This is a genomic window from Streptomyces sp. Inha503 (assembly GCF_047215865.1).
Taxonomy (GTDB): Bacteria; Actinomycetota; Actinomycetes; order Streptomycetales; family Streptomycetaceae; genus Streptomyces; species Streptomyces lycopersici.
Genome location: NZ_CP178360.1, coordinates 10630335 through 10655037, shown reverse-complemented (window position 1 = coordinate 10655037; position 24703 = coordinate 10630335). Strand labels below are relative to the sequence as shown.

At 72.3% G+C, this 24703-nt stretch carries 2 protein-coding genes; both read right to left on the bottom strand.

Annotated elements, in window-relative coordinates; genetic code table 11:
• Positions 1-3: 3 nt before the first annotated feature.
• On the bottom strand, positions 4-12192 hold the full coding sequence (locus tag ACJX2R_RS44480) for an SDR family NAD(P)-dependent oxidoreductase (RefSeq protein WP_413104718.1): 12189 nt from the start codon (positions 12190-12192) through the stop codon (positions 4-6).
• 42 nt (positions 12193-12234) lie between these two features.
• On the bottom strand, positions 12235-24687 hold the full coding sequence (locus ACJX2R_RS44475) for an SDR family NAD(P)-dependent oxidoreductase (RefSeq protein ID WP_413104717.1): 12453 nt from the start codon (positions 24685-24687) through the stop codon (positions 12235-12237).
• Positions 24688-24703: the final 16 nt, after the last annotated feature.

The following is a 24703-nucleotide window of genomic DNA, read 5'->3' as shown; positions in this document are numbered from 1 at the left end:
CGCTCAAGAGGGCAGTTCCCTGTCGATGAACTCGAACAACTCGTCGTCCGACGCGGAGTCGAGGGCGCCGTCGTCCGCGGCGGGGCGGAGCTCGCCGGTGGCCTCAGCCGGTGTGTCGTCATTGAGCCGCCACAGCAGCGCCTCCAGGCGCTTCGCCAGCCGGCCGCGGGCCTCGTCGTGGGCACCGAGCCCCGCCATCGCCGCCTCCAGCCGCTCCAGCTCGCCGAAGACGGGCGCCGAGGTGTCCGCCTGCGCGGGGCACAGCCGCGTCCGCAGTTCGGCGGCGATGGCCGAGGGCGTCGGATGCCTGAAGACGACGGTGGCGGGCAGCCGCAGCCCGGTGGCGGCGGCGAGCCGGTTGCGCAGTTCGACACCGGTCAGCGAGTCGAAGCCCAGGTCCTTGAAGGGGGCGTCACCGGACACCGCCCCGGCATCGGTGTGGCCCAGGACCGCCGCGGCCTGTGTGCGCACCAGCGTGAGCAGGATCCGGTGCCGCTCCTCCGCGGGCACCGCCATGAGCTGGGCGACCAACCCGGCGGCGGGCGCCCCGGTGGCGGCGGTACGACGGGTGGTCGTGCCGCTGTCGAGGAGCGTGCGCAGCAGGGCCGGCAGGGTGTCGCCGGGCTGGGCGGCCAGGGTCCGGAGGTCGAGCCGTACGGCCGCGGGTTGCGGGGCGCCGTGCCAGCACGCGGCGTCCATCAGCCCCAACGCCTGCTCGCCGGACATGGCGGCGATGCCGGAGCGGGACATCCTGGCCAGGTCCGCCTCGTCCAGATGCCCGGTCATACCGCTGGCATCGGCCCACAGTCCCCAGGCCACCGAGACCGCCGGGAGGCCCATGGCCTGGCGGTGGACGGCCAGGGCGTCGCAATAGGCGTTGGCAGCCGCGTAGTTGGCCTGGCCAGGGCTGCCCATCACGCCCGCGGCCGAGGAGAACATCACGAACATGCCGAGCCGCAGACGCGCGGTGGCGGCGTGGAGATGGGCCGCGGCCGTGGCCTTGGGCCCCCACACCCGCGCCAGACGCTCCGGGGTCTGCGAGGTGACCACCGCGTCGTCCAGCACACCCGCCGCGTGCACGACCCCGGTCAGGGGGTGTGCCGGATCGATGCCCGCGATGAGGTCGTGCACCGCGCCGCCGTCGGTGACGTCCACCGCCTCGATCCGGGCCTCGGCCCCCAGGTCGGCGAGGTGGGCCGCCAGTTCCTTGGCCCCGGGCGCGCCGGGGCCGCCGCGGCTCACCAGCAGCAGATGGCGGATGTTCCAGGTGCGGACGAGATGTTCGGCCACCAGCGCGCCGAGGGTACCGGTGCCGCCGGTGATGAGCACGGTGCCGTCCGGATCCACCGGGGCGGGGACGTCCAGGACCAACTTGCCGGTGTGCTTGGCCTGACTGAGACACCGCAACGCCGCACGCGCCCGGCTGAGCGGCCAGGCCCGTACCGGAGGCGGCTCCAGCACACCGGAGGCGAACAACTCACCCAGCTCGCACAGCATTTCGCCGATGCGGTCAGGGCCGGCGTGAGTGATCAGGTCGTAGGCCCGGTAGGTCACTCCGGGATGCTCGGCCGCGATCAGCTCCGGGTCGCGGATGTCGGTCTTGCCCATCTCCAGCAACCGCCCGCCCGCGCCGAGGAGACGGAGCGAGGCATCGACGAAGGGTCCGGCGAGGCTGTTGAGCACCACGTCCACACCACGGCCACCGGTGGCCTCACGGAACGCCTCCTCGAAGTCCAGGTCGCGCGACGAGGCCCGGTGGGCCGCGTCGATGCCCATCTCCTCCAGCACCCCGTGCTTCGCCGGGCTCGCCGTCGCGTAGACCTCCGCGCCGAGACGCCGGGCGATCCGCACGGCGGCCGTCCCCACGCCACCGGTCGCGGCATGGATCAGCACCGACTCTCCGGGCCGTACCCCGGCGAGGTCCGTCAGTCCGTACCAGGCGGTCAGACAGGCCACCGGCACGGCCGCCGCCTGCCGGAAGCTCCAGCCATCCGGGATCGGCGCCAACAACCGCGCGTCGGTGACCGCGAGCGGTCCGAACGACTGGTCGAGGACGCCCATGACACGGTCGCCCACGGCCACATGGGTCACCTCGGGGCCGATGTCCACCACGACTCCGGCGCCCTCGCCGCCGAGTCCGGTCTGGCCGGGCACCATGCCCAACCCGACCATGACGTCACGGAAGTTGACACCGGCGGCGCGTACGGCGATCCGCACCTGGCCCGCGCCCAGGGGCTCCAGCACCTCGGGGCAGGGCACCGGTACGACGTTCTCCAGGGTCGCCGTGCCCGCCGTGTCCAGCCGCCATGCCTCGGGCTGCGCCACGGGGCCCACCAGCCCCGCGCCACCGGTACCGGCATGGACCAGACGGGGCACGAGGGCCCGACCGGCGCGGAGGGCCAGCTTGGGCTCGTCCATCTCCACGGCGCGCGCCACGGCGGTGCGCACGGCGTCGGTGTACGGGTCGGCTTGGGAGTTGGGCTCATCGTCGCGGTCGAGGAGGACGAAGCGGCCGGGGTGCTCCGACTGTGCGCTGCGTACGAGGCCCCATACGGCGGCCCCGGCCAGGTCCACCCGGGCGGTGCTCTCGGGGCCGTCCACCGCCACCGCGCCCCGCGTGATCACCACCAACCGGGCGTCCGCCAACCGTGGTTCGGCCAGCCAGCCCCGTACCAGCTCCAGCGCCCGTCCGGTCGCCGACAGCGCCTCGGCCGACGCCTCCTCGACGCCCTCACCGGTGGGCCTGATCAGGCTGGCCACGTCGGTCAGGTCGGTCAGGTCGGCGAGAACGACGGGCGGTACGGGCTCGTCGTCATCGAGTGCCGCGACGAGCGCGGCCGGATCCGGGTGGCCGCCAGCCCCCAGGACCGCCCAGCCATCGTCCCCGGCCACCGCTTCTCCGGCCCCTGCCACCGCCTCTCCGGCCCCTGCCGCGAACGGCAGAGGAGTCCACTCGACGGTGAACAGACTGTCCGTGGCATGGCCGCCGGGGGCCACCGCCACCCGCAGCTGATCGACGCTCGCGGGCCGCATCGCCACGGAGTCGACGGTCAGCACCGGAGCGCCGACGGCGTCGGCCACGGTCAGCCGCAGGGCACGCTCGCCCTCGGCGGTCTCCTGGTGGGGAGAGAGACGTACCCGGACCGTGGTCGCCCCGGCCGCCCACAACGTCACACCGTTCCAGGCGAACGGCAGCCAGACCCGGCCATCGGTGGGCTCGTCACCGGTCGTCCCGGTGTCATCGCGCGTGTCGAGCTGGTCGATCAGCAGCGCGGGATGCAGCGCGGCGTCCAGCAGCGCCGGGTGGATGCCGAATCCGGTCTGCTCCCCTGCGGCCTCGGGCAGGACCACCTCCGCGCACACGTCGGCCCCGTCCCGCCATACGGCCCGCAGCCCCTGGAAGGACGGCCCGTAGGCATAGCCCGAAGCCGCGACCCGGTCGTAGAACCCCTCGACGCCGAGCGGTGCCGCACCGGCCGGAGGCCACGCCCCGCCCAGTCCCGGCGCCTCGTCGGAACGGTCCGTGGGCGGGCTCAGCACACCCTCCGCATGGCAGATCCAGCCGGTGCCGGAGTCTCCTTCACCGGCGGCGGGCCGGGAGTACACCCGCACCTCGCGGCGCCCGTCCTCGGCGGCCGCCTCGCCCACGACGATCTGGACCCGTAGCCCGCCCGACGGCGGCAAGACGAGTGGCACATGCAGCGCCAGCTCATCCACGCCGCCACAGCCGACCTCATCGGCCGCCCGCAGCACCCACTCGGCCAGCGCCGCGCCGGGGACCAGCACCGCGTCCGCCACCACATGCTCACCGAGCCATGTGTGCCTACGCGCCGAAATCCGGCCCGTCAGCACATGGCCACGGCCATCGGCGAGTTCCACGGCGGCGCCCAGCAGCGGATGTCCGGCGGAGACCAGCCCCAGGTCGGCCGGGTCGCCGGCGCGTCCGCCGTGGCCGTCGAGCCAGTAGCGCTCGCGCTGGAACGCGTAGGTGGGCAGAGGGACCACGCGGGGCGCCGGGGAGTCCGGGTACAGGGTGGTCCAGTCGACGTCGACCCCGGCGGTGAACGCCTGGGCGAGCGAGTGGAGGAGCTGGGCCTGCCCGCCGTGATCGCGGCGCAGGGTGGGCACGGTGACGGCCGGGGTCTCGGCTTCCTCGAAGGTCTCCTGCAATCCGAGGGTGAGCACGGGGTGGGTGCTGGCCTCGATGAACACCCGATGGCCATCGGACAGCAGGGCCTGAACGGCATCGGTGAACCGGACCCGCTCACGGAGGTTCCGCACCCAGTAGTCCGTATCCAGGGCGGAGCCGTCGGTCCGGCCACCGGTCACGGTCGAGTAGAACGCCGTGCCCGAACCGGACGTGTCGAGCGGACGGACACCGGCGAGGAGCTCGTTCAACTCCTCACGGATCTCGTCCACTTGAGGGCCGTGCGAGGCATAGTCCACCTCGATCGGCCGCGCCCGCTCCCCCGCGTCCTGGCACGCGGCCACGACAGCGGCCACCTGCTCGGGCGGCCCCGAAACCACCGTGGACGAGGGACCGTTGACGGCTGCGACGCCTACGCCTCCGGCCTGGTCTCCCAGATCGGAGAGGAGTTGGCCCGCCCGCTCCTGACCAACGCCGAGGGAGGCCATCGCCCCACCACCGGCCAGCCGCCGCAACGCCTTGCTCCGCAACGCCACGACCTTGGCAGCGTCCTCCAACGACAGGGCCCCGGCCACCACGGCCGCCGCGATCTCACCCTGGCTGTGGCCCACCACCGCCGCAGGACGTACCCCGTGTCCGGCCCACACCGCCGCTAGCGACACCATCACCGCCCACAACACCGGCTGCACCACATCCACCCGCCCCAGATCCCCCGCACCCTCCGCACCGCGCAACACATCCGTGAGCGACCAATCCACGTAGGGCGCCAGCGCCCGCTCGCAGTCCGCCACCCGCGCCGCGAACACGGGCGACGCTTCCAGCAGCTCGGCGCCCATACCGGCCCACTGCGAACCCTGACCGGGAAAGACCAGCACCGGGCCTACGTCTCCCGTCGGCGCCGCCGCTCCCGACCGCACGACGCCCGGATGCGACACATCCCCCGCCAACGCCTCCACGGCGGTCAACAACTCCGCGCGGTCATCGCCCACCACCACCGCTCGATGCTCGAACACCGATCGCGTGGTGACCAATGACCACCCCACATCGACGGGCGAGAGCTCGGACGCGCCGCCCACGCGGTCGGCCAGGGCGGCGGCCTGTCCGCGCAGCGCCTCCGCGCTCCGCGCCGAGAGCACCCACGGGACCATGCCCATGCCGGAGGAGACCGGCCCCGTCTCCGGCCCGTCCGCCTCGGGAACTCGTTCCTCGGGAACCCGCTCCTCAGGAACCCGCTCCTCAGGAAGCTGCTCCAGGATCACATGGGCGTTGGTTCCGGAGGCGCCGAACGAGGACACCCCGGCCCGGCGCGGCCGCTCGCCGTTCGGCCACTCCGCCGCCTCGGTCAACAGCCGCACCGCACCGCTCTCCCAGTCCACATGCGGGCTCGGCTCATCGATATGCAGCGAGGCGGGCAGCATTCCATGGCGCATGGCCTGCACCATCTTGATGACACCCGCGACACCCGCCGCCGCCTGCGTATGCCCGATGTTGGACTTGATCGAGCCCAGCAGCAGCGGCCGCTCGGCCGGGCGTTCCTGACCGTACGTGGCCAGGAGGGCCTGCGCCTCGATCGGGTCACCCAGCGTCGTACCCGTACCGTGCGCCTCCACCGCATCGACATCCGACGCCGACAACCCGGCGCTCGCCAGCGCCTGCCGGATCACCCGCTGCTGGGACGGACCGTTCGGTGCCGTCAACCCATTCGACGCGCCGTCCTGATTGACCGCCGAACCACGGATCACCGCCAGCACCTCATGGCCGTTGCGGCGGGCGTCCGACAGCCGTTCCAACAGCAGAACGCCCACACCCTCGCCCCAGCCGGTGCCATCGGCCGCAGCGGCGAAGGGCTTGCAGCGGCCGTCGGGGGCCAGGCCACGCTGACGGGAGAAACCGGTGAACACATCCGGGGTGGCCATCACCGTCACCCCACCGGCCAACGCCAGCGTGCACTCCCCCTGCCGCAACGCCTGCGCCGCCAGATGCATCGCCACCAACGACGACGAACACGCGGTATCCACCGTCACCGCCGGACCCTCGAAGCCCAGCGTGTACGCCACCCGGCCCGAAACCACACTGCCCGACCCCGCGAGCATCGCATAGCCCTCGAGCTTCACATCGGCGCCGCCACCGCCGAGCCCGGCCGCGTAGTCGTGGTACATCACGCCCGCGTAGACACCGGTCGGGCTCCCCTTCAACGACACCGGGTCGATCCCCGCCCGCTCCAGCACCTCCCACGACGCCTCCAACAGCAACCGCTGCTGCGGATCCGTCGCCAGCGCCTCCCGCGGACTGATCCCGAAGAACGCCGCATCGAACGCATCGGCGTCATTGAGGAAGGCACCCTCGTTCGCATAGCTGGTGCCCGGGTGATCGGGGTCCGGATGGAACAGCCCGTCCAGGTCCCAGCCCCGGCCGGTCGGAAACTCCCCGATCACGTCCTTCCCCGAGGCCACCAGGTCCCACAGCGTTTCGGGGGAGTCCGCACCTCCCGGGAAGCGGCAGGTCATGCCGATGATCGCCACGGGATCGTCCGCATCGGCCCGCACCGCGAGGGGAGCGCGGGAACCCGTGGTCGTGCCGGTCAGCCGGGTGCACAGATACTCCGCGAGCGCCCGAGGCGTCGGATAGTCGAACACCAACGTCGCCGGCAACCGCAACCCCGTCACCACCGACAACCGATTACGCAACTCCACCGCCGTCAACGAATCAAAACCCAACTCCTTGAACGCCGCATCCACCCGCACCTCACCCAACGAACCAAACCCCAACACCACCGCCACACCACCCCGCACCACATCCACCACCACACCCAACCGACCAGCCGCATCCAACCCCACCAACTCAGCCGCCAACCCCGAAGCCGACGAACCACCCTCCGCGGCCCGCCGCCGCACACGGCCGGACACCAACCCCCGCAGCACCGCCGGAAGCCCCTCCCCGGCCACCCCGGCCGGGTCGAAGTCCACGGCCACCATCAGCGGGTTCGCGAACCGGCACGCGGCGTCCAGCAGGGCCAGCCCACGCTCGGACGCCAACGGCCGCATTCCGCGCAGCCGCGTCAGATCCGCCCGGCCCATATGCCCGGTCATCTCGCTGGCCCGCGCCCACAGCCCCCAGGCCAGGGAGAGCCCGGGCAGCCCGAGCGCCCGCCGATGGGCCACCAGCGCGTCGACAAACGCGTTCGCCGCCGCGTATCCGGCCTGACCCGCGTTGCCCACGACTCCGGCGGCCGAGGAGAACGTCACAAACATGCGGAGCGGAAGATCCGCCGTGGCGGTGTGCAGATGGGCGGCCGCCGTTGCCTTCGCCGCCCACACCGCCGCCACCTGTTCCCGCGTCTGCGAGGTGACCACCGCGTCATCCAGCAGCCCTGCCGCATGAATGACACCGGTCAGCGGATGCGCCGGATCGATACCGGCCACCGCCTCGGCCACCGCGTCCGCGTCCGTGACGTCCACCGCGGCGATCCGCACCCGCGCACCGAGATCGCTCAGCCGCTCGGCCAACTCCGGTGCGCCGGGCGCGTCCGAGCCGCGTCGGCTGACCAGGACCAGATGCTTGACCTGCCACGTACGTACCAGATGCTCGGCCACCAGACCGCCCAGCAGACCCGTACCACCGGTGATCAGCACCGTGCCGTCCGGGTCGAGCCCACCAGAGGTCAGCCCGCCGGATCCCGCCTCGTCGGCACCGTCGGTGTCACGGCCGGTGTCATGCGCGCGCATCAGCCGGGGCACCACCGGCCCCTCGGTGCGCAGCGCCGCCTGTGGCTCATCCGCCCGTACGGCACGGACCACGGCATCCGCCACCTCACCCGCGGCCGGATCGATGGCCCGGTGGAGATCGAGGAGAACGAATCGGTCCGGGTGCTCCGCCTGCGCACTCCGCAGCAGACCCCACAGCCCCGCGGCGGCCATATTCAGCTCTCCGCCGCCGGTTCCGCCTTCAGGGTTCCCGATCGACACCGCGCCGCGTGTCACCACCACCAACCGGGCGTCGGCCAGCCGTGGTTCGGCCAGCCACCCCTGCACCAGCTCCAGCGCATGGCCGACGGCAGCCAAGCCATCGGCCGCCCTCGCCACGGCTCCGGCCTCCGCCGGACCACCGTCGGCGGGCAGACAGGTCACGACGAAGGCGGGAGGTGGCGTACCGTCGTCGAGGGCGGCGACCAGCCCTTCGAGACCCGGATGGCACACCACTCCCCCGCCGCCGAGTCCGGGCTCCTCCGCCAGGTGGAGCGCGTCCTCGCCCAGTACGACCCAGCCCGTGGTGTCGGAGGCGTCCGCGTCGGGCAGGTCGGGGATTGGGATCCAGTCCAGCGTGAACAGCCCATCGACGCCACGTCCGCCCACGGATCGCAGCTGACGGGGGTCGGCGGGGCGCATCGTCAGGGAGTCGACCGTGAGCACCGGGCCGCCCATGCCATCGGCCACGACCACCCTCAACCCGCGCTCACCCGCCGCACCGTGCTGATGGGGCGAGAGCCGGACCCGGGCCGTGGTCGCCTCCGTGGCCCACAGGGACACGCCATTCCAGGCGAACGGCAGCCGCAGCCCCCCATCGTCGGCCGACTCGATGTCGACGGCGAGCAGCATGGGGTGCAGGGCGGCGTCGAGCAGTGCCGGATGGATGCCGAATCCCTCCGCGTCCCCGGCCGCCTCGGGCAGCACCACCTCGGCCAGCAGGTCCGCCCCGTCCCGCCACACCGCGCGTACCCCTTGGAAGGACGGCCCGTACGCGTAGCCCCCCGCCGCGGCATGCTCGTAGAAGTCCTCGACGTCCATCGGCTTCGCGCCCTCGGGAGGCCATACTCCCGTCAGCTCCTCGCCCGCGCTCGGCGCGGTCGCCGCGGTCGGTGGGCTCAGGACGCCCTCGGCGTGGGACACCCAGTCGGGGTCCGCGCCGGGCTCGGCATCGCGGTCGGGCCGGGAGTACACCCGCACATCGCGCCGCCCGTCTTCGGCGGCCTCGCCCACCACGATCTGCACCCGCAGCCCGCCGGACTCCGGCAGCACCAACGGCGCCTGTAGCGCGAGCTCCTCGATGCCGCCACTGCCCGCCTCATCGGCCGCCCGCAACGCCCACTCCACCAGCGCCGCGCCCGGCACCAGCGACGCTCCCGCGACCACGTGGTCACCGAGCCAGCAGCCGTCACCGCCGGTGGCCGACACCCGTCCGGTCAGCACCAGCCCGCCATCGGCAAGGCCCACCGCCGCGCGCAACAACGGGTGCTCCACCCGCTGGAGCCCCGCGGCACCCACATCACCGACCCCGCCGGTGGCAGTGGCCCAGTAGCGTCGGCGCTGGAAGGCGTACGTGGGCAGATCGACCGTACGAGGGGTGGGGTCACCCGGGAACGCGGCCCTCCAGTCGATGTCGACCCCGGCGGTGAACGCCTCGGCGAGCGAGTGGAGGAGCTGGTCCTGCCCGCCGTGATCGCGGCGCAGGGTGGGCACCGTGACGGCCGGGATCTCGGCTTCCTCGAAGGTCTCCTGCAAGCCGAGGGTGAGCACGGGGTGGGTGCTGGCCTCGATGAACACCCGATGCCCATCCGCCAGCAGCGCCTGAACGGCATCGGTGAACCGCACCCGCTCACGGAGATTGGTCACCCAGTAGGCGGCGTCCAAGTCGGTGGTGACGGCACGGCCGCCAGTCACGGTCGAGTAGAACGCCGTATCCGAACCGGATGTATCGAGCGGACGGACACCGTCCAGCACCCGCGTCAACTCATCGCGGATCTCATCCACTTGAGGGCCGTGTGAGGCATAATCCACCTCGATCAGCCGCGCCCGCTCGTCAGCGGCCTGGCACGCGGCCACGACAGCGGCCACCTGCTCCGGCGGACCCGAAACCACGGTGGACGAGGGGCCATTGACAGCTGCCACGCCCACTCCGGCGGCCTGGTCTCCTAGCTCGGAGAGCAGTTGGCCCGCCCGATCCTGGCCAACGCCCAGGGAGGCCATCGCCCCACCACCGGCCAACCGCCGCAACGCCTTACTCCGCAACGCCACAACCTTCGCACCATCCTCCAACGACAGCACACCAGCGACCACAGCCGCCGCGATCTCACCCTGGCTATGACCCACCACCGCCGCAGGACGCACGCCATACCCCGCCCACACCGCCGCAAGCGACACCATCACCGCCCACAACACCGGCTGCACCACATCCACCCGCCCCAAATCCGCCGCACCCTCCACCCCACGCAACACATCCGCAAGCGACCAATCCACATACGGCACCAACGCCCGCTCACACTCCGCCACCCGCGCCGCGAACACGGACGACGCCTCCAGCAACTCGGCGCCCATACCGGCCCACTGCGAACCCTGACCGGGAAAGACCAGCACCGGACCCACATCTCCCGCCAACGCCACCGCACCCGACTCCACCACACCCGGATGCGAAACACCCCCCGCCAACGCCTCCACACCCCCCAACAACCCGGACCGGTCAGCACCCACCACCACCGCCCGATGCTCGAACACCGACCGCGCCGTAACCAACGACCACCCCACATCGACCAACGAAAGCCCGGACGCGCCGCCCACCCGCTCAGCCAACGCGGCGGCCTGCCCCCGCAACGCCTCCACACTCCGCCCCGACACCACCCACGGCACCACCCCACCCACATCAGGAGCCGACGCCGACGCATCATCCTCAGGAGCCTGCTCCACGATCACATGGGCATTGGTGCCGCTGATCCCGAAGGACGACACACCGGCCCGGCGCGGGCGCTCACCGTTCGGCCACTCCACCGGCTCGGTCAGCAGCCGTACACCGCCCCCGTCCCACTCCACATGGGGCGTCAGTTCCTCGGCGTGGAGGGTGGCCGGGAGTACGCCGTGCCGCAGCGCCATCACCATTTTGATGACACCGGCCACGCCCGCCGCGCCCTGCGTATGGCCGATGTTGGACTTCAGTGAGCCGAGCCACAGCGGTCGGTCCTCCGGCCGGTCCCGGCCGTACGTGGCGATCAGCGCGTCGGCCTCGATCGGGTCACCCAGCTTGGTGCCCGTGCCATGCGCCTCCACCGCGTCCACCTCGGACGGAGCCAGCCGGGCGCTGGCGAGGGCCTGGCGGATCACCCGCTGCTGGGAGGGGCCGTTCGGCGCGGTGAAGCCGTTGCTGGCGCCGTCCTGGTTGATGGCCGAACCGCGGATGACCGCCAGTACCCGATGGCCGTTGCGCCGGGCGTCGGACAGCCGCTCCAGCAGCACCAGGCCGACGCCTTCGCCCCATCCCGTGCCGTCGGCGTTCGCCGAGAACGCCTTGCAGCGCCCGTCCGGGGACAGCCCGCGCTGCCGGGAGAAGCCGGTGAACACCTCGGGGGTGGTCATCACCGTCACCCCGCCGGCCAGGGCCAGGGCGCACTCCTCCTGCCGCAGCGCCTGGCAGGCCAGATGGATCGCGACCAGCGACGACGAGCACGCCGTCTCCACCGTGACGGCCGGTCCCTCCAGGCCGAGGGTGTAGGACACCCGGCCCGAGAGCAGGCTCGGTGCGTTGCCCGCGTATCCCTCGGATCCCTTCTGGGGAAGGTCACCCGATGTGGTGCCGCCGGTGGTGGCCGTACCGGCGTAGACGCCCGTCCGGGAGCCCTTGAGGGACACCGGGTCGATTCCCGCCCGTTCGCACGCCTCCCAGGCGGTTTCCAGCAACAGCCGCTGCTGGGGGCTGGTGGCCAGCGCCTCGCGCGGGCTGATGCCGAAGAACCGCGGGTCGAATCGGTCGGCGTCGTAGAGGAATCCGCCCCGGCGGACGTACGTGGTGCCGGGGTGGTCCGGGTCCGGGTGATAGAGGCTGTCGAGGTCCCAGCCGCGGTCGGTGGGGAAGTCCCCGATGGCGTCCACACCGTCCGCGACCAGCCGCCACAGGTCCTCGGGTGTGTTCACCCCGCCCGGGAACCGGCAGGCGATGCTCACGACCGCGATCGGCTCCTGGTATCGCTCCTCCACCTCACGCAAACGCAGGCGCGTATCGTGCAGATCCGCGGACACGCGCTTGAGATACTCGACCAGCTTCTCTTCATTCACGTTCACCATGAGGTTTCACCCGGCCCTCAGCGGTCGTCGCACCCGGCACATTCAGGACACGCCCAGTTCGTTGTCGATGAAGTCGAGAACCTGGGCCGCGGACGCGGACTCCAGCCTCTCCGCGGCGGTCATCTCTTCCTCCGCCGGCTTTCGTGTCGCCTTCCACTTCGCCAGCAGGCTTTCGAGCCGCGCCGTGACCGCCCCCGAGTCGTCGTCTTCCATCTCAAGGCCGATCAGGGTGGTTTCGAGCCTGGCCAGTTCGTTGAGGACCGGATCGGCGCCTCCCCGGCCCGGTGTGGCACCGACGGCAGGCGCGATGCGCCCCAGGAGGTAGCTGGCGAGCACGGCCGCGTCCGGATGGTCGAAGACGAGCGCGGCGGGCAGGCGCAGACCGGTGGCGGCGGCGAGCCGGTTGCGCAGTTCGACACCGGTCAGCGAGTCGAAGCCCAGCTCCTTGAAGTTGGTGTCCGCCTGCACCGCTTCGGCGTCGGCGTGTCCGAGCACGGTGGCCACATGGCCACGGACCAACTGGAGGACGGCGCGGTGCTGTTCCGCGGCGGACAGGCCCGCCAGCCGGTCGGCCCAGTCGTCCGACCGTGTGTCGGCTGCCGCCGCCGTGCGCCGCGACGCCGCGCCACCGGCACCGGAGGCCGCGAGGGCGCGGAGCGTGGCGGGGAGGCTGTCGGCGGGCTGGGCGGCGAGGACACGGGGGTTCATATCCGCGGCGATCAGCTGGTGGCCGCCGTGCTCGGAGGCCGCGTCGAGCAGCCGGAGGGCGTGGTCCGCGGCCATCGCGCTGACGCCCGAGCGGGACATCCGCGCCAGGTCCGCGTCGGCGAGGCCGCCGGTCATCTCGCTGGCCTCGGCCCACAGGCCCCACGCCACCGAGACCGTCGGCAGGCCCAGCGCCCGGCGGTGGGCCGCCAGCGCGTCGCAGAAGGCGTTGGCCGCCGCGTAGTTGGCCTGTCCCGGGCTGCCCATGACCCCGGCGGCCGACGAGAACAGCACGAACGCGCCCAGGCGCAGATGTGCCGTCGCGGTGTGCAGATGCGCCGCGGCGGTGGCCTTCGCCGCCCAGACCCGCGCCAGCCGCTCGGGGGTCTGCGCGGTGACGACGGCGTCGTCCAGCACACCCGCGGCATGGATGACCGCGGTCAGCGGATGCGCGGGATCGACCCCGGCCACCAGATCGGCCACGGCTGTCGCGTCGGTGACATCGGCCGCGACGATGCGTACTCGCGCGCCCAGGGCGGTCAGCCGGGCGGCGAGACCCTGGGCGCCGGGCGCGTCCGGGCCCCGGCGGCTCACCAGCAGCAGATGCCCGATCCGCCAGACCCGTACGAGGTGTTCGGCGACCAGCGCGCCCAGCGTGCCGGTGCCACCGGTGATGAGGGCCGTGCCGTCCGGGTCCACCGGGGCGGGGACGTCCAGGACCAGCTTGCCGGTGTGCTTGGCCTGGCTGAGGTGGCGCAGCGCCTCACGTGTCCTGCTCAGCGGCCAGGTCCGCACCGGCAGCGGCGGCAGGGCCGCGGTGGATCCGGGCGCTCCGGTGGATCCGGGCGCTCCGGTGGGTCCGGTGGCCTCGGCGGCTCGGGTGGTTACGGCGGCCTCGGTAGCTTCGGCGGCTCCGGCGGCCTCGGCGGCCCCGGGAGCCCCGGTAGCTCCGGCGGCCCCGGTAGCTCCGGCGGCCTCGTCGGCCTCGGCGGCTCGGGTTGTGAACAGCCGGCCCAGTTCGCCCAGCATCCGGCCGATGCGTTCGGGTCCGGCGTCGGTGATCAGGTCGTAGACCTGGTACGTCACCCCAGGGTGCTCCTCCGCGACATGCCCCGGGTCACGGAGGTCCGTCTTGCCCATCTCCATCAGCCGACCGCCCTCGGCCAGCAGCCGCAGGGAGGCGTCAACGAACGACCCGGTGAGGCTGTTGAGCACCACATCGACGCCACGTCCGCCGGTGGCCTCGCGGAACAGCTCCTCGAATTCCAGATCGCGCGACGAGGCCCGGTGGGCGGCGTCGATGCCCATCTCCTCCAGCACACCGTGTTTCGCCGGGCTCGCCGTCGCGTAGACCTCCGCCCCCAGGTGGCGGGCGATCCGTACGGCCGCCATGCCCACACCGCCGGTCGCGGCATGGATCAGGACCGACTCCCCGGCCCGGAGCCCGGCCAGCTCCACGAGCCCGTACCAGGCGGTCAGGTACGCCACCGGCACCGAGGCCGCCTGCGGATAGGTCCACCCGGCGGGAATGGGCGCCACCATGCGGGCGTCGGTCACCGCCGTCGGGCCGAACGCGCGGTCGAAGACCCCCATGACCCGGTCGCCCACGGCGAGCCCGGTCACCTCGGGGCCGTGGCCCAGCACCACGCCGGCGCCCTCGCCACCGAGCCCCGTCTGGCCCGGGACCATGCCCAAACTGATCAGCGCGTCACGGAAGTTGATACCGGCCGCGTGCACCGCCACCCGCACCTGGTGTGGTCCGAGGGGCTCAAGCACCTCCGGGCACGGCACCGGCTTCACGTTCTCCAGCGTGGCCGCGCCGGTCAGCTCCAGCCGCCACGCGGGCTGTCCCACCAGCGCAGCCACACCGCCGCTGCTCGCGCCACCGGCACGCATCAGCCGGGGCACCCGAAGCCGCCCCGCCCGCAGCGCGATCTGCGGCTCGTCCAGATGCGCCGCCCACGCCACCGCGCTGCGCACATCCTCCGCGAGCGGCACGTACTCCGCGAACGGCTCGTCCTCCGGGAGCGGCACATCCTCCGGGTCGAGATCGATCAGAAGGAACCGCCCCGGGTTCTCCGCCTGCGCACTGCGCACCAGTCCGCACACGGCGGCCCCGGCCATGTCCACGCCGCCGCCTCCGGGGGCCTCCGCCTCGGGTGCGTCGATCGCGACGGCCCCCCGCGTGACCACCACCAGCCGGGCGTCGGCCAGCCGAGGTTCGGCCAGCCAGCCCCGCACCAACTCCAGCACGCACTCCGAGGCCGCCAGAGCGTCGGCCGCCAGGTCTGTGCCGATGTGCTTCTCGGACGTGTCGCCAAGTGCGGGCAGATACGCGATGGCCGCCGAGGGAACGGTGCCGTCATCGTCGAGTGCGGACACCAACGCCTCCAGGTGCGGATGGCGTACCGCGCCCGGCACGACCGGCCCGCACTCGTCCGGCCCCAGAACCACCCAACCGCCGCCGTCCGCCGGATCCGGCTCCTGGCCCTCCGTATCGGTGTCCTGTGTGGGAATGGGCAGGGACGTCCACTCCAGGGTGAACAGCCCGTCCACCCGCGGCCCACCGGAGGTTTGCAGTTGGTCGACGGCAGCCGGTCGCATCACCAGCGAGTCGACGGTCAGCACCGGACCGCCCACGGCATCCGCCACCTCGACCCGCAGCCCGCGCTCGCCCTCGGCGCCACCAGCCTCCTGCCGCCGGGGCGAGAGCCGCACCCGTGCCGTCGTGGCACCGCCCGCCCACAGCGATACGCCGTTCCAGGCGAACGGCAGCCACACCCGGCCGTCGTCGTGGTCCTCCTCGGGCCGGTGCAGGAGGAACGCCGGATGCAGCGCGGCGTCCAGCAGCGCCGGGTGGATCCCGAACCCGTCCGGGTCTCCGGCGGCCTCGGGCAGCGCCACTTCGGCGAGCAGCTCGGCGCCGTCCCGCCATACCGCCCGCAGTCCACGGAACGACGGCCCGTACGCGTACCCGGACGCCTCGGCGCGCTCGTAGAACCCGTCCAGCCGTACGGGCTCCGCGCCCACCGGAGGCCACACCGGACCCGGCTCACCGACCGCGCCCCGCGCGGGGCTCCGCGGAGACGGCAGGCCCAGGATGCCCTCGGCGTGGCACACCCAGCCCGGTTCGGTGCCGGGCTCCACATCGCGGTCGGGCCGGGAGTACACCCGCACATCGCGCCGCCCGTCCTCGGTGGCCACGCCGACCACCACCTGAACGCGCAGCCCGCCGGACGCGGGCAGGACGAGCGGGACCTGGAGCGCCAGCTCCTCCACCCCGCCACAGCCCGCCTCGTCGGCGGCCCGCAGTGCCCACTCCACCAGCACCGCGCCCGGCGCCAGCGCGGCGCCCGCCATCACATGCTCGGCCAGCCAGCCCCCGGCGCCCCCGGCCGTAACCCGGCCGGTCAGCACCAGCCCGCCATCGGCGAGTCCGACGGCCGCCGGTAGGTGCGCGTGCTCAACGCGCTGTAGCCCGGCGGCCGCCACGTCCCCGACGCCACCGCCCGCCGCCAGCCAGTAGCGCTCGCGCTGGAAGGCGTACGTCGGCAGATCGACCGTCCGGGGCGCCGGATCGGCCGGGAACCAGTGGGCCCAGTCGACGTTCGCGCCATGGGTGTGCAGTTGGGCGAGGGCGTGGCCGAGCGCGTGGACATCGGGGCGTTTGCGGCTCAAAGTGGCCGCCACCAGCGGGCTCGGCCGCCCGGTCCCGCTTTCGCCTTCGCCCTCGCCCTCGTCGGTGGCGGCCGCCGCCTCGTCGGTGGCGGCCATCGCCTCATCGGTGTCGGCCGTCGCCTCATCGGTGGCGAGGTGCTGGAGGGTGTGCTGGGTCGCGGTGGCCAGGACGGGGTCGGGGCCGAGCTCGAGGAAGACACCGGCTTCGGGCGCGATACGGGTGACGGCGGGATGGAAGCGTACGGGTTGGCGGATGTGCCGCACCCAGTAGTCCGGCGTGGCCATCTCCTCATCGTCCGGCTCACCGGTGAGGTTGCTGAGCACCGGAAGGGTGGGCCGGTGGAAGGTCAGGCCGTCGATGGCTCGCGCGAACGGCTCCAGGATGGGGTCCATCAGCGGGGAGTGGAAGGCGTGGCTGACCGTCAGCGTTCTGGTCTTGCGGCCCTTCGCCGCCCAGGTGGCGCGGATGTCGGCGACCAGCTCGACCGGGCCGGAGACCACGGTGTTGCCGGGGGTGTTCAGGGCGGCGATGCCCACCTGGCCGTCGTACGCCACCAGATCCTCGGCGAGTTCGTCGGCCGTGGCGGCGATAGTGGCCATGCCTCCGCCATTGGGGAGTTGACCCATGAGCGTGGCGCGGGCGGCCACGAGTCGGCAGGCGTCGGGGAGGTCGAAGACCCCGGCGACATGGGCGGCGGCGATCTCTCCGATGGAGTGTCCGATGACGGCGTCGGGGCCTACGCCGAACGAGTCGAGCAGCCGCGCCAGGGCGATGTGCAGCGCGAACAGCCCCGCCTGGGCGTAGGTGGTGTGGTCCAGCAGCCCCGGCCGCTCGGCCACACCGTGGAAGACCACATCGCGGAGGGGATGTTCCAGATGGGGGTCGAGCAGCCCGCAGACCTCGTCGAACGCGGTGGCGAACACCGGGAACCGGTCGTACAGCCCGGCCCCCATCCCCTGGCGTTGGCTGCCCTGACCACTGAAGAGCCACACCGTCTTGCCCGCCACCGCCGCTCCACTGCCGGGGAGCACCACACCCGGATGAGGCTCACCGGTGGCCAGCGCCTCCACGGCGGCCAGCAGCTCGGCACGGTCATCGGCCAACGCCACCGCCCGGTGCTCGAAGAGCGCCCGGGTGGTCGCGAGCGACCAGCCCACATCGGCCGCCGACATCTCCGGGTGCCCGGCCGCCCGTTCGGCCAGCGCGGCGGCCTGGCCGCGCAGCGCCTCCGCGCTCCGGGCGGACAGCAGCCATGGCACGGCCGGTAGGTGGTCGGGCGAGGCCACGGGCTCGGTCGTGACGCGCTCGACCGGCTCGGGGGCCTGCTCAAGAAGGAGATGGGCGTTGGTTCCGGAGGCGCCGAACGAGGACACCCCGGCCCGGCGCGGCCGCTCACCGTTCGGCCACTCCGCCGCCTCGGTCAACAGCCGCACCGCACCGCTCTCCCAGTCCACATGCGGAGTGGGTTCGTCAATGTGCAGCGAGGCGGGCAGCGTTCCGTACCGGATCGCCTGCACCATCTTGATGACGCCCGCGACACCCGCCGCCGCCTGGGCATGCCCGATGTTGGACTTGATCGAGCCCAGCAGCAGCGGCCGCTCGGCCGGGCGTTCCTGACCGTACGTGGCCAGCAGCGCCTGCGCCTCGATCGGATCCCCCAGCGTCGTACCCGTACCGTGCGCCTCCACCGCATCGACATCCGACGCCGACAACCCGGCGCTCGCCAGCGCCTGCCGGATCACCCGCTGCTGGGAGGGGCCGTTGGGCGCGGTGAGCCCGTTGGACGCGCCGTCCTGGTTGACGGCGGAGCCACGGATCACCGCCAGCACCTCATGGCCGTTGCGGCGGGCGTCCGACAGCCGTTCCAACAGCAGAACACCCACGCCCTCGCTCCAACCGGTGCCATCGGCCGCAGCGGCGAAGGGCTTGCAACGGCCGTCGGGGGCCAGGCCACGCTGACGGGAGAAACCGGTGAACACATCCGGGGTGGCCATCACCGTCACCCCACCGGCCAACGCCAGCGTGCACTCCCCCTGCCGCAACGCCTGCGCCGCCAGATGCATCGCCACCAACGACGACGAACACGCGGTATCAACCGTCACCGCCGGACCCTCGAAGCCCAGCGTGTACGCCACCCGACCCGAAACCACACTGCCCGAACTGGCCAGCATGGCGTAGCCCTCCAGCCGCGCGTCGCCGCCGCTGAGCCCGGCGGCGTAGTCGTGGTACATCACGCCCGCGTAGACACCGGTCGGGCTGCCCTTCAACGACACAGGGTCGATCCCCGCCCGCTCCAGCACCTCCCACGACGCCTCCAACAGCAACCGCTGCTGCGGATCCGTCGCCAGCGCCTCCCGCGGATTGATCCCGAAGAACGCCGCATCGAACGCGTCGGCGTCATAAAGGAACCCGCCTTCACGCGCGTACGAGGTACCGGGGTGATCGGGGTCGGGGTGGAAGAGCCCGTCCAGGTCCCAGCCCCGGCCGGTCGGAAACTCGCCGATGGCGTCACGACCCGAGGCGACCAGATCCCAAAGCTCCTCCGGCGAGTTGACCCCGCCCGGGAAGCGGCAGGTCATCGCGACGATCGCGATCGACTCGTCCGCGTCGGCCCTCGCGGCGAGGGGAGCGCGGGAGCCCGCGGTCGTGCCGGTCAGCCGGGTGCACAGATACTCCGCGAGCGCCCGAGGCGTCGGATAGTCGAACACCAACGTCGCCGGCAACCGCAACCCCGTCACCACCGACAACCGATTACGCAACTCCACCGCCGTCAACGAATCAAAACCCAACTCCTTGAACGCCGCATCCACCCGCACCTCACCCAACGAACCAAACCCCAACACCACCGCCACACCACCCCGCACCACATCCACCACCACACCCAACCGACCAGCCGCATCCAACCCCACCAACTCAGCCGCCAACCCCGAAGCCGACGAACCACCCTCCGCGGCCCGCCGCCGCGCACGGCCGGACACCAACCCCCGCAGCACCGCCGGAAGGTCCTGACGAGCCACCCCGGCCGGGTCGACGGCGGCGGCGACACAGAAGGGGCCGCCCCGCGCACAGGCGGCATCGAGCAGGCCCAGCGCCTTCTCGCTGGACATCGCGGTGATGCCCGAGCGGGACATCCGGGCCCGGTCCGTCGCGGCGAGCTTTCCGGTCAGCTCGCTTGACTGGGCCCACAGGCCCCAGGCCACCGACAATCCAGGGAGTCCATGGGCCTGACGGTGGGCGGCAAGGGCGTCACAAAAGGCGTTCCCCGCAGCGTAGTTGGCCTGACCGGGGCTGCCCAGGACGCCGGCGGCCGACGAGAACATCGCGAACAGGGACAGCGGAAGATCGGCAGTGGCGGTGTGCAGATGCGCCGCGCCCATCGCCTTGGCCGCCCACACCCTGGCAAGCCGTTCGGGCGTCTGGGAGGTCACCACCGCGTCGTCGAGCAGCCCCGTGGCATGGATGACACCGGTCAGCGGATGATCGGCGTCGATCCCCGCCACGAGCTCGGCCACCGCCGACGCGTCCGTGACGTCCACGGCGGCGATCCGCACCCGAGCGCCCAACTCCTCCAGGCGCGCCGCCAGTTCATCGGCTCGCGGGGCGTCCGGCCCGCGACGGCTCACCAGGAGGAGATGGCCGACCTGCCAGGTGCGCACCAGATGTTCGGCCACCAGGCCGCCGAGGGTGCCGGTGCCGCCCGTCACCAGTACGGTGCCGTCGGGATCGAGCGCCACCGGGGCGTCCCGCCCCTCCGGACCGCTGTCGGCGGAGGCACGGATCAGCCGTGGCACCCACACCTGCCCATCCCGCACGGCCAGCTGCGGTTCGTCCAGGTCCACCGCTCGCGCGACGGCCCCCCGTACATTGTCCGCGCTCGCGTCGGCTGCCGGGTCGAGGTCGGTGTCAAGGTTGAGGTCGGTGTCGGTGTCGAGGTCGAGGTCGAGCAGCAGGAAGCGCCCCGGGTTCTCCGCCTGAGCGCTCCGCAGAAGCCCCCAGAGCGCGGCGGCGGCCACATCCGTACCGCCCTCGGCATCGGCGACGGTGACCGCGCCACGCGTGACCACGACCAACCGGGCATCGGCAAGCCGTGGCTCGGCAAGCCACTTCTGCACCAGTGCCAGAGCCCGCTGTGCCATCGCCAGACCGGCAGTCGCCAGACCAGCAGTCGCCAAGTCGGCCACGGCGTCGGCATTGGCGTCGGCCTCGGCGTCCTGGCGCGGGAACTCGGCGAGCACCACGGCCGGAACCGGCCCCCCGTCATCGAGCCTCGCGAGCAACGTCTCCAGATTCGGGCGAGCGCCCTCGGTGGCCAACACCACCCAGCCATCGCGATCGGCCACCGGCCCGTCGGTTCGAGTCGGCTGCGGCAGTGGGGTCCAGTCCAGGACGAACAGACCGTCCACACCACGCGTCGCCCCGGCCCGCAACTGCTCTACGACAGCCTGTCGCGTCACCAGGGAGTCGACCGTCAGAACGGGGTCGCCCACGGCATCGGCCATCACCAGCCGCAGCCCGCGCTCGCCCTCGGCACCGCCCCGATGCGGGGACAGCCGAACGCGTACGGTGCTGGCTCCAGCGGCCCACAGCGACACTCCGTTCCAGGCGAACGGCAGCCACACCTGGTCGCCGTCCCGCTCCTGGTCAGACCCGGTGTCGAGCAGGAGGGCCGGGTGCAGGGCCGCGTCGAGCAGCGCCGGGTGGATACCGAACCCGTCCGCGTCGCCCGCCACCTCGGGCAGCGTCACCTCGGCCAGCAGGTCCGCGCCGTCCCACCACACCGCGCGCAATCCCTGGAACGACGGCCCGTACGCATAACCCGCCGCCGCGGAGCGCTCGTAGAACCCCTCCAGATCAACCGGTTGCGCACCCGCCGGAGGCCATGTGCCGCCCAGCCCCTCGGCCGACCGGTCCGTGCCTTCCGGCGCCGGACTCAGCACCCCCTCGGCATGGCACACCCAGCCCACGTGGGCGCCCGGGTCGGCCTCGCCATCCGGACGGGAATAGATCCGCACATCGCGCCGCCCGTCCTCCGCCGCGGCGCCCACCACCACCTGGACACGCAGCCCGCCCGACTCGGGCAGCACCAACGGGACCTGGAGCGCCAGCTCCTCGACCCCACCACAGCCGACCTCGTCGGCCGCTCGCAACGCCCACTCCACCAGGGCCGCGCCCGGGGCCAGGGTGGCGTCCGCCACGATGTGCTCGCCGAGCCAGCCATCACCGCCACCGGCCGCAATGCGCCCGGTGAGCAGATGGGTGCTTCCATCGGCCAGCTCCACCGCGGCGCCCAGCAACGGATGGCCCGCGGCGACCAGGCCGAGCCCGCTGGGGTCACCGGTCGCACCCGAGGCGTTCATCCAGTAACGCTGGTGCTGGAAGGCGTACGTGGGCAGATCCACGGTACGGGGGGTGGGGTCGGCCGGAAACGCCGCCCTCCAATCCACCTCCACCCCGGCGATGAACGCCTGGCCGAGGGAGTGGAGAAGCTGGGCCTGACCACCATGGTCGCGACGCAGGGTCGGTACGGCGACCGCGTCCACACCCGCCAGCTCGAAAGACTCCTGCATACCGATGGTCAACACGGGATGGGTACTGGCCTCGATAAACACCCGATACCCATCGGACAACAGCGCCCCGACCGCCTCGGCGAACCGCACCCGCTCCCGCAAATTCCGCACCCAGTAGTCCGTATCCAGGGCAGATGCATCGACCCGGCCGCCCGTCACCGTCGAGTAGAACACCACCTCATCCACGCCACCGACAATCGGGCGGACACCAGCAAGGACCTCGTCCAACTCCTCACGGATCTCATCCACCTGAGGACCGTGCGAGGCATAATCCACCTCAATCAGCCGCGCCCGCTCGTCAGCGTCCTGACACCCGGCCACGACAGCGGCCACCTGCTCCGGCGGACCCGAAACCACGGTGGACGAGGGGCCATTGACGGCTGCCACGCCCACTCCGGCGGCCTGGTCTCCTAGCTCGGAGAGCAGTTGGCCCGCCCGATCCTGGCCAACGCCCAGGGAGGCCATCGCCCCACCACCGGCCAACCGCCGCAACGCCTTACTCCGCAACGCCACAACCTTCGCACCATCCTCCAACGACAGCACACCCGCCACCACAGCCGCCGCGATCTCACCCTGGCTATGACCCACCACCGCCGCAGGACACACCCCATACCCCGCCCACACCGCCGCCAACGACACCATCACCGCCCACAACACCGGCTGCACCACATCCACCCGCCCCAAATCCGCCGCACCCTCCACCCCACGCAACACATCCGCAAGCGACCAATCCACATACGGCACCAACGCCCGCTCACACTCCGCCACCCGCGCCGCGAACACCGGCGACGCCTCCAGCAACTCGGCGCCCATACCGGCCCACTGCGAACCCTGACCGGGAAAGACCAGCACCGGACCCACATCTCCCGCCAACGCCGCCGCACCCGACTCCACCACACCCGGATGCGAAACACCCCCCGCCAACGCCTCCACACCCCCCAACAACCCAGCCCGATCACCACCCACCACCACCGCCCGATGCTCAAACACCGACCGCGACGAAACCAACGACCACCCCACATCAACCAACGACAACCCCGAACCCCCACCCACCCGCTCAACCAACGCCGCAGCCTGCCCCCGCAACGCCTCCACACTCCGCCCCGACACCACCCACGGCACCACCCCACCCACATCAGGAGCCGACGCCGACGCATCATCCTCAGGAGCCTGCTCCACGATCACATGCGCATTGGTGCCGCTGATCCCGAACGCGGACACCCCGGCCCGGCGGGGCCGCTCGTTCCTCGGCCACGCCACCGGGTCCGTGAGCAGCCGCACCGCCCCGCCGGACCAGTCCGCGTGTGGGGTCGGCTCATCGACATGCAGTGTGGCGGGCAACAGCTGATGGCGGAGGGCCATCACCATCTTGATCACTCCGGCCACACCCGCCGCACCCTGCGTATGGCCGATGTTGGACTTCAGCGAGCCGAGCCACAGCGGCCGGTCCTCCGGCCGGTCCCGGCCGTACGCGGCGAGCAGCGCCTCGGCCTCGATCGGGTCGCCGAGCGTGGTGCCCGTACCGTGGGCCTCCACCGCGTCCACCTCGGCGGACGACAACTGTGCGTTGATCAGCGCCTGGCGGATCACCCGCTGCTGCGAGGGGCCGTTCGGCGCGGTGAGCCCGTTCGACGCGCCGTCCTGGTTGACGGCCGAGCCCCGGAGCACCGCAAGCACCTGGTGGCCGTTGCGCCGCGCGTCCGACAGCCGCTCCAGCAGCAGAAGTCCTACGCCCTCCGAGAAGCCCGTCCCGTCGGCGGCGGCGGCGAAGGGCTTGCAGCGGCCGTCGGGGGCGAGACCGCGCTGGCGGGAGAACTCCACAAAGGCGTTCGGGGTGGTCATCACGGTCACGCCACCGGCCAGGGCCAGGGTGCATTCGCCCTGCCGCAGCGCCTGGCAGGCCAGATGCATCGCGACCAGCGACGACGAACATGCCGTATCCACCGTCACAGCGGGCCCCTCCAGCCCGAGGGTGAAGGCCACCCGGCCCGAGACGACGCTCAGGGTGTTTCCGGTGAGCAGATATCCTTCCGCGCTCTTTTCGATCTGCGGGGTGCCGAAGCCGAGGATTCCGGCGCCCGCGTAGACCCCGGTGGGGGTGCCCTTCAGCGAAGCGGGGTCGATTCCGGCGCGTTCGATCAATTCCCAGGAGACCTCCAGCAGTTGGCGCTGCTGGGGCTCGGCCGCCAGGGCCTCGCGGGGGCTGATACCGAAGAAGGTGGCGTCGAAGCCGTCGGCCCGGTCGAGGAATCCGCCGTGGCGTACATAGCTGGTGCCGGAGTGGTCGGGGTCGGGGTGGAACAGCCCGTTCAGGTCCCAGCCGCGGTCGGTGGGAAACTCGCCGATCGCGTCCCCGCGCGAGGCGACCAGCTGCCACAGGTCTTCGGGCGAGGTGATTCCGCCGGGAAACCGGCAGGCCATGCTGACGATGGCCACCGGCTCCTGGGAACGCTCCTCCATCTCACGAAGCCGCCGACGTGTCTGCCCCAGATCGGCCGTGACCTTCTTGAGGTACTGGCGGAGCTTCTCTTCGGTACCCGACATCAGTTCCGAGCCTCCA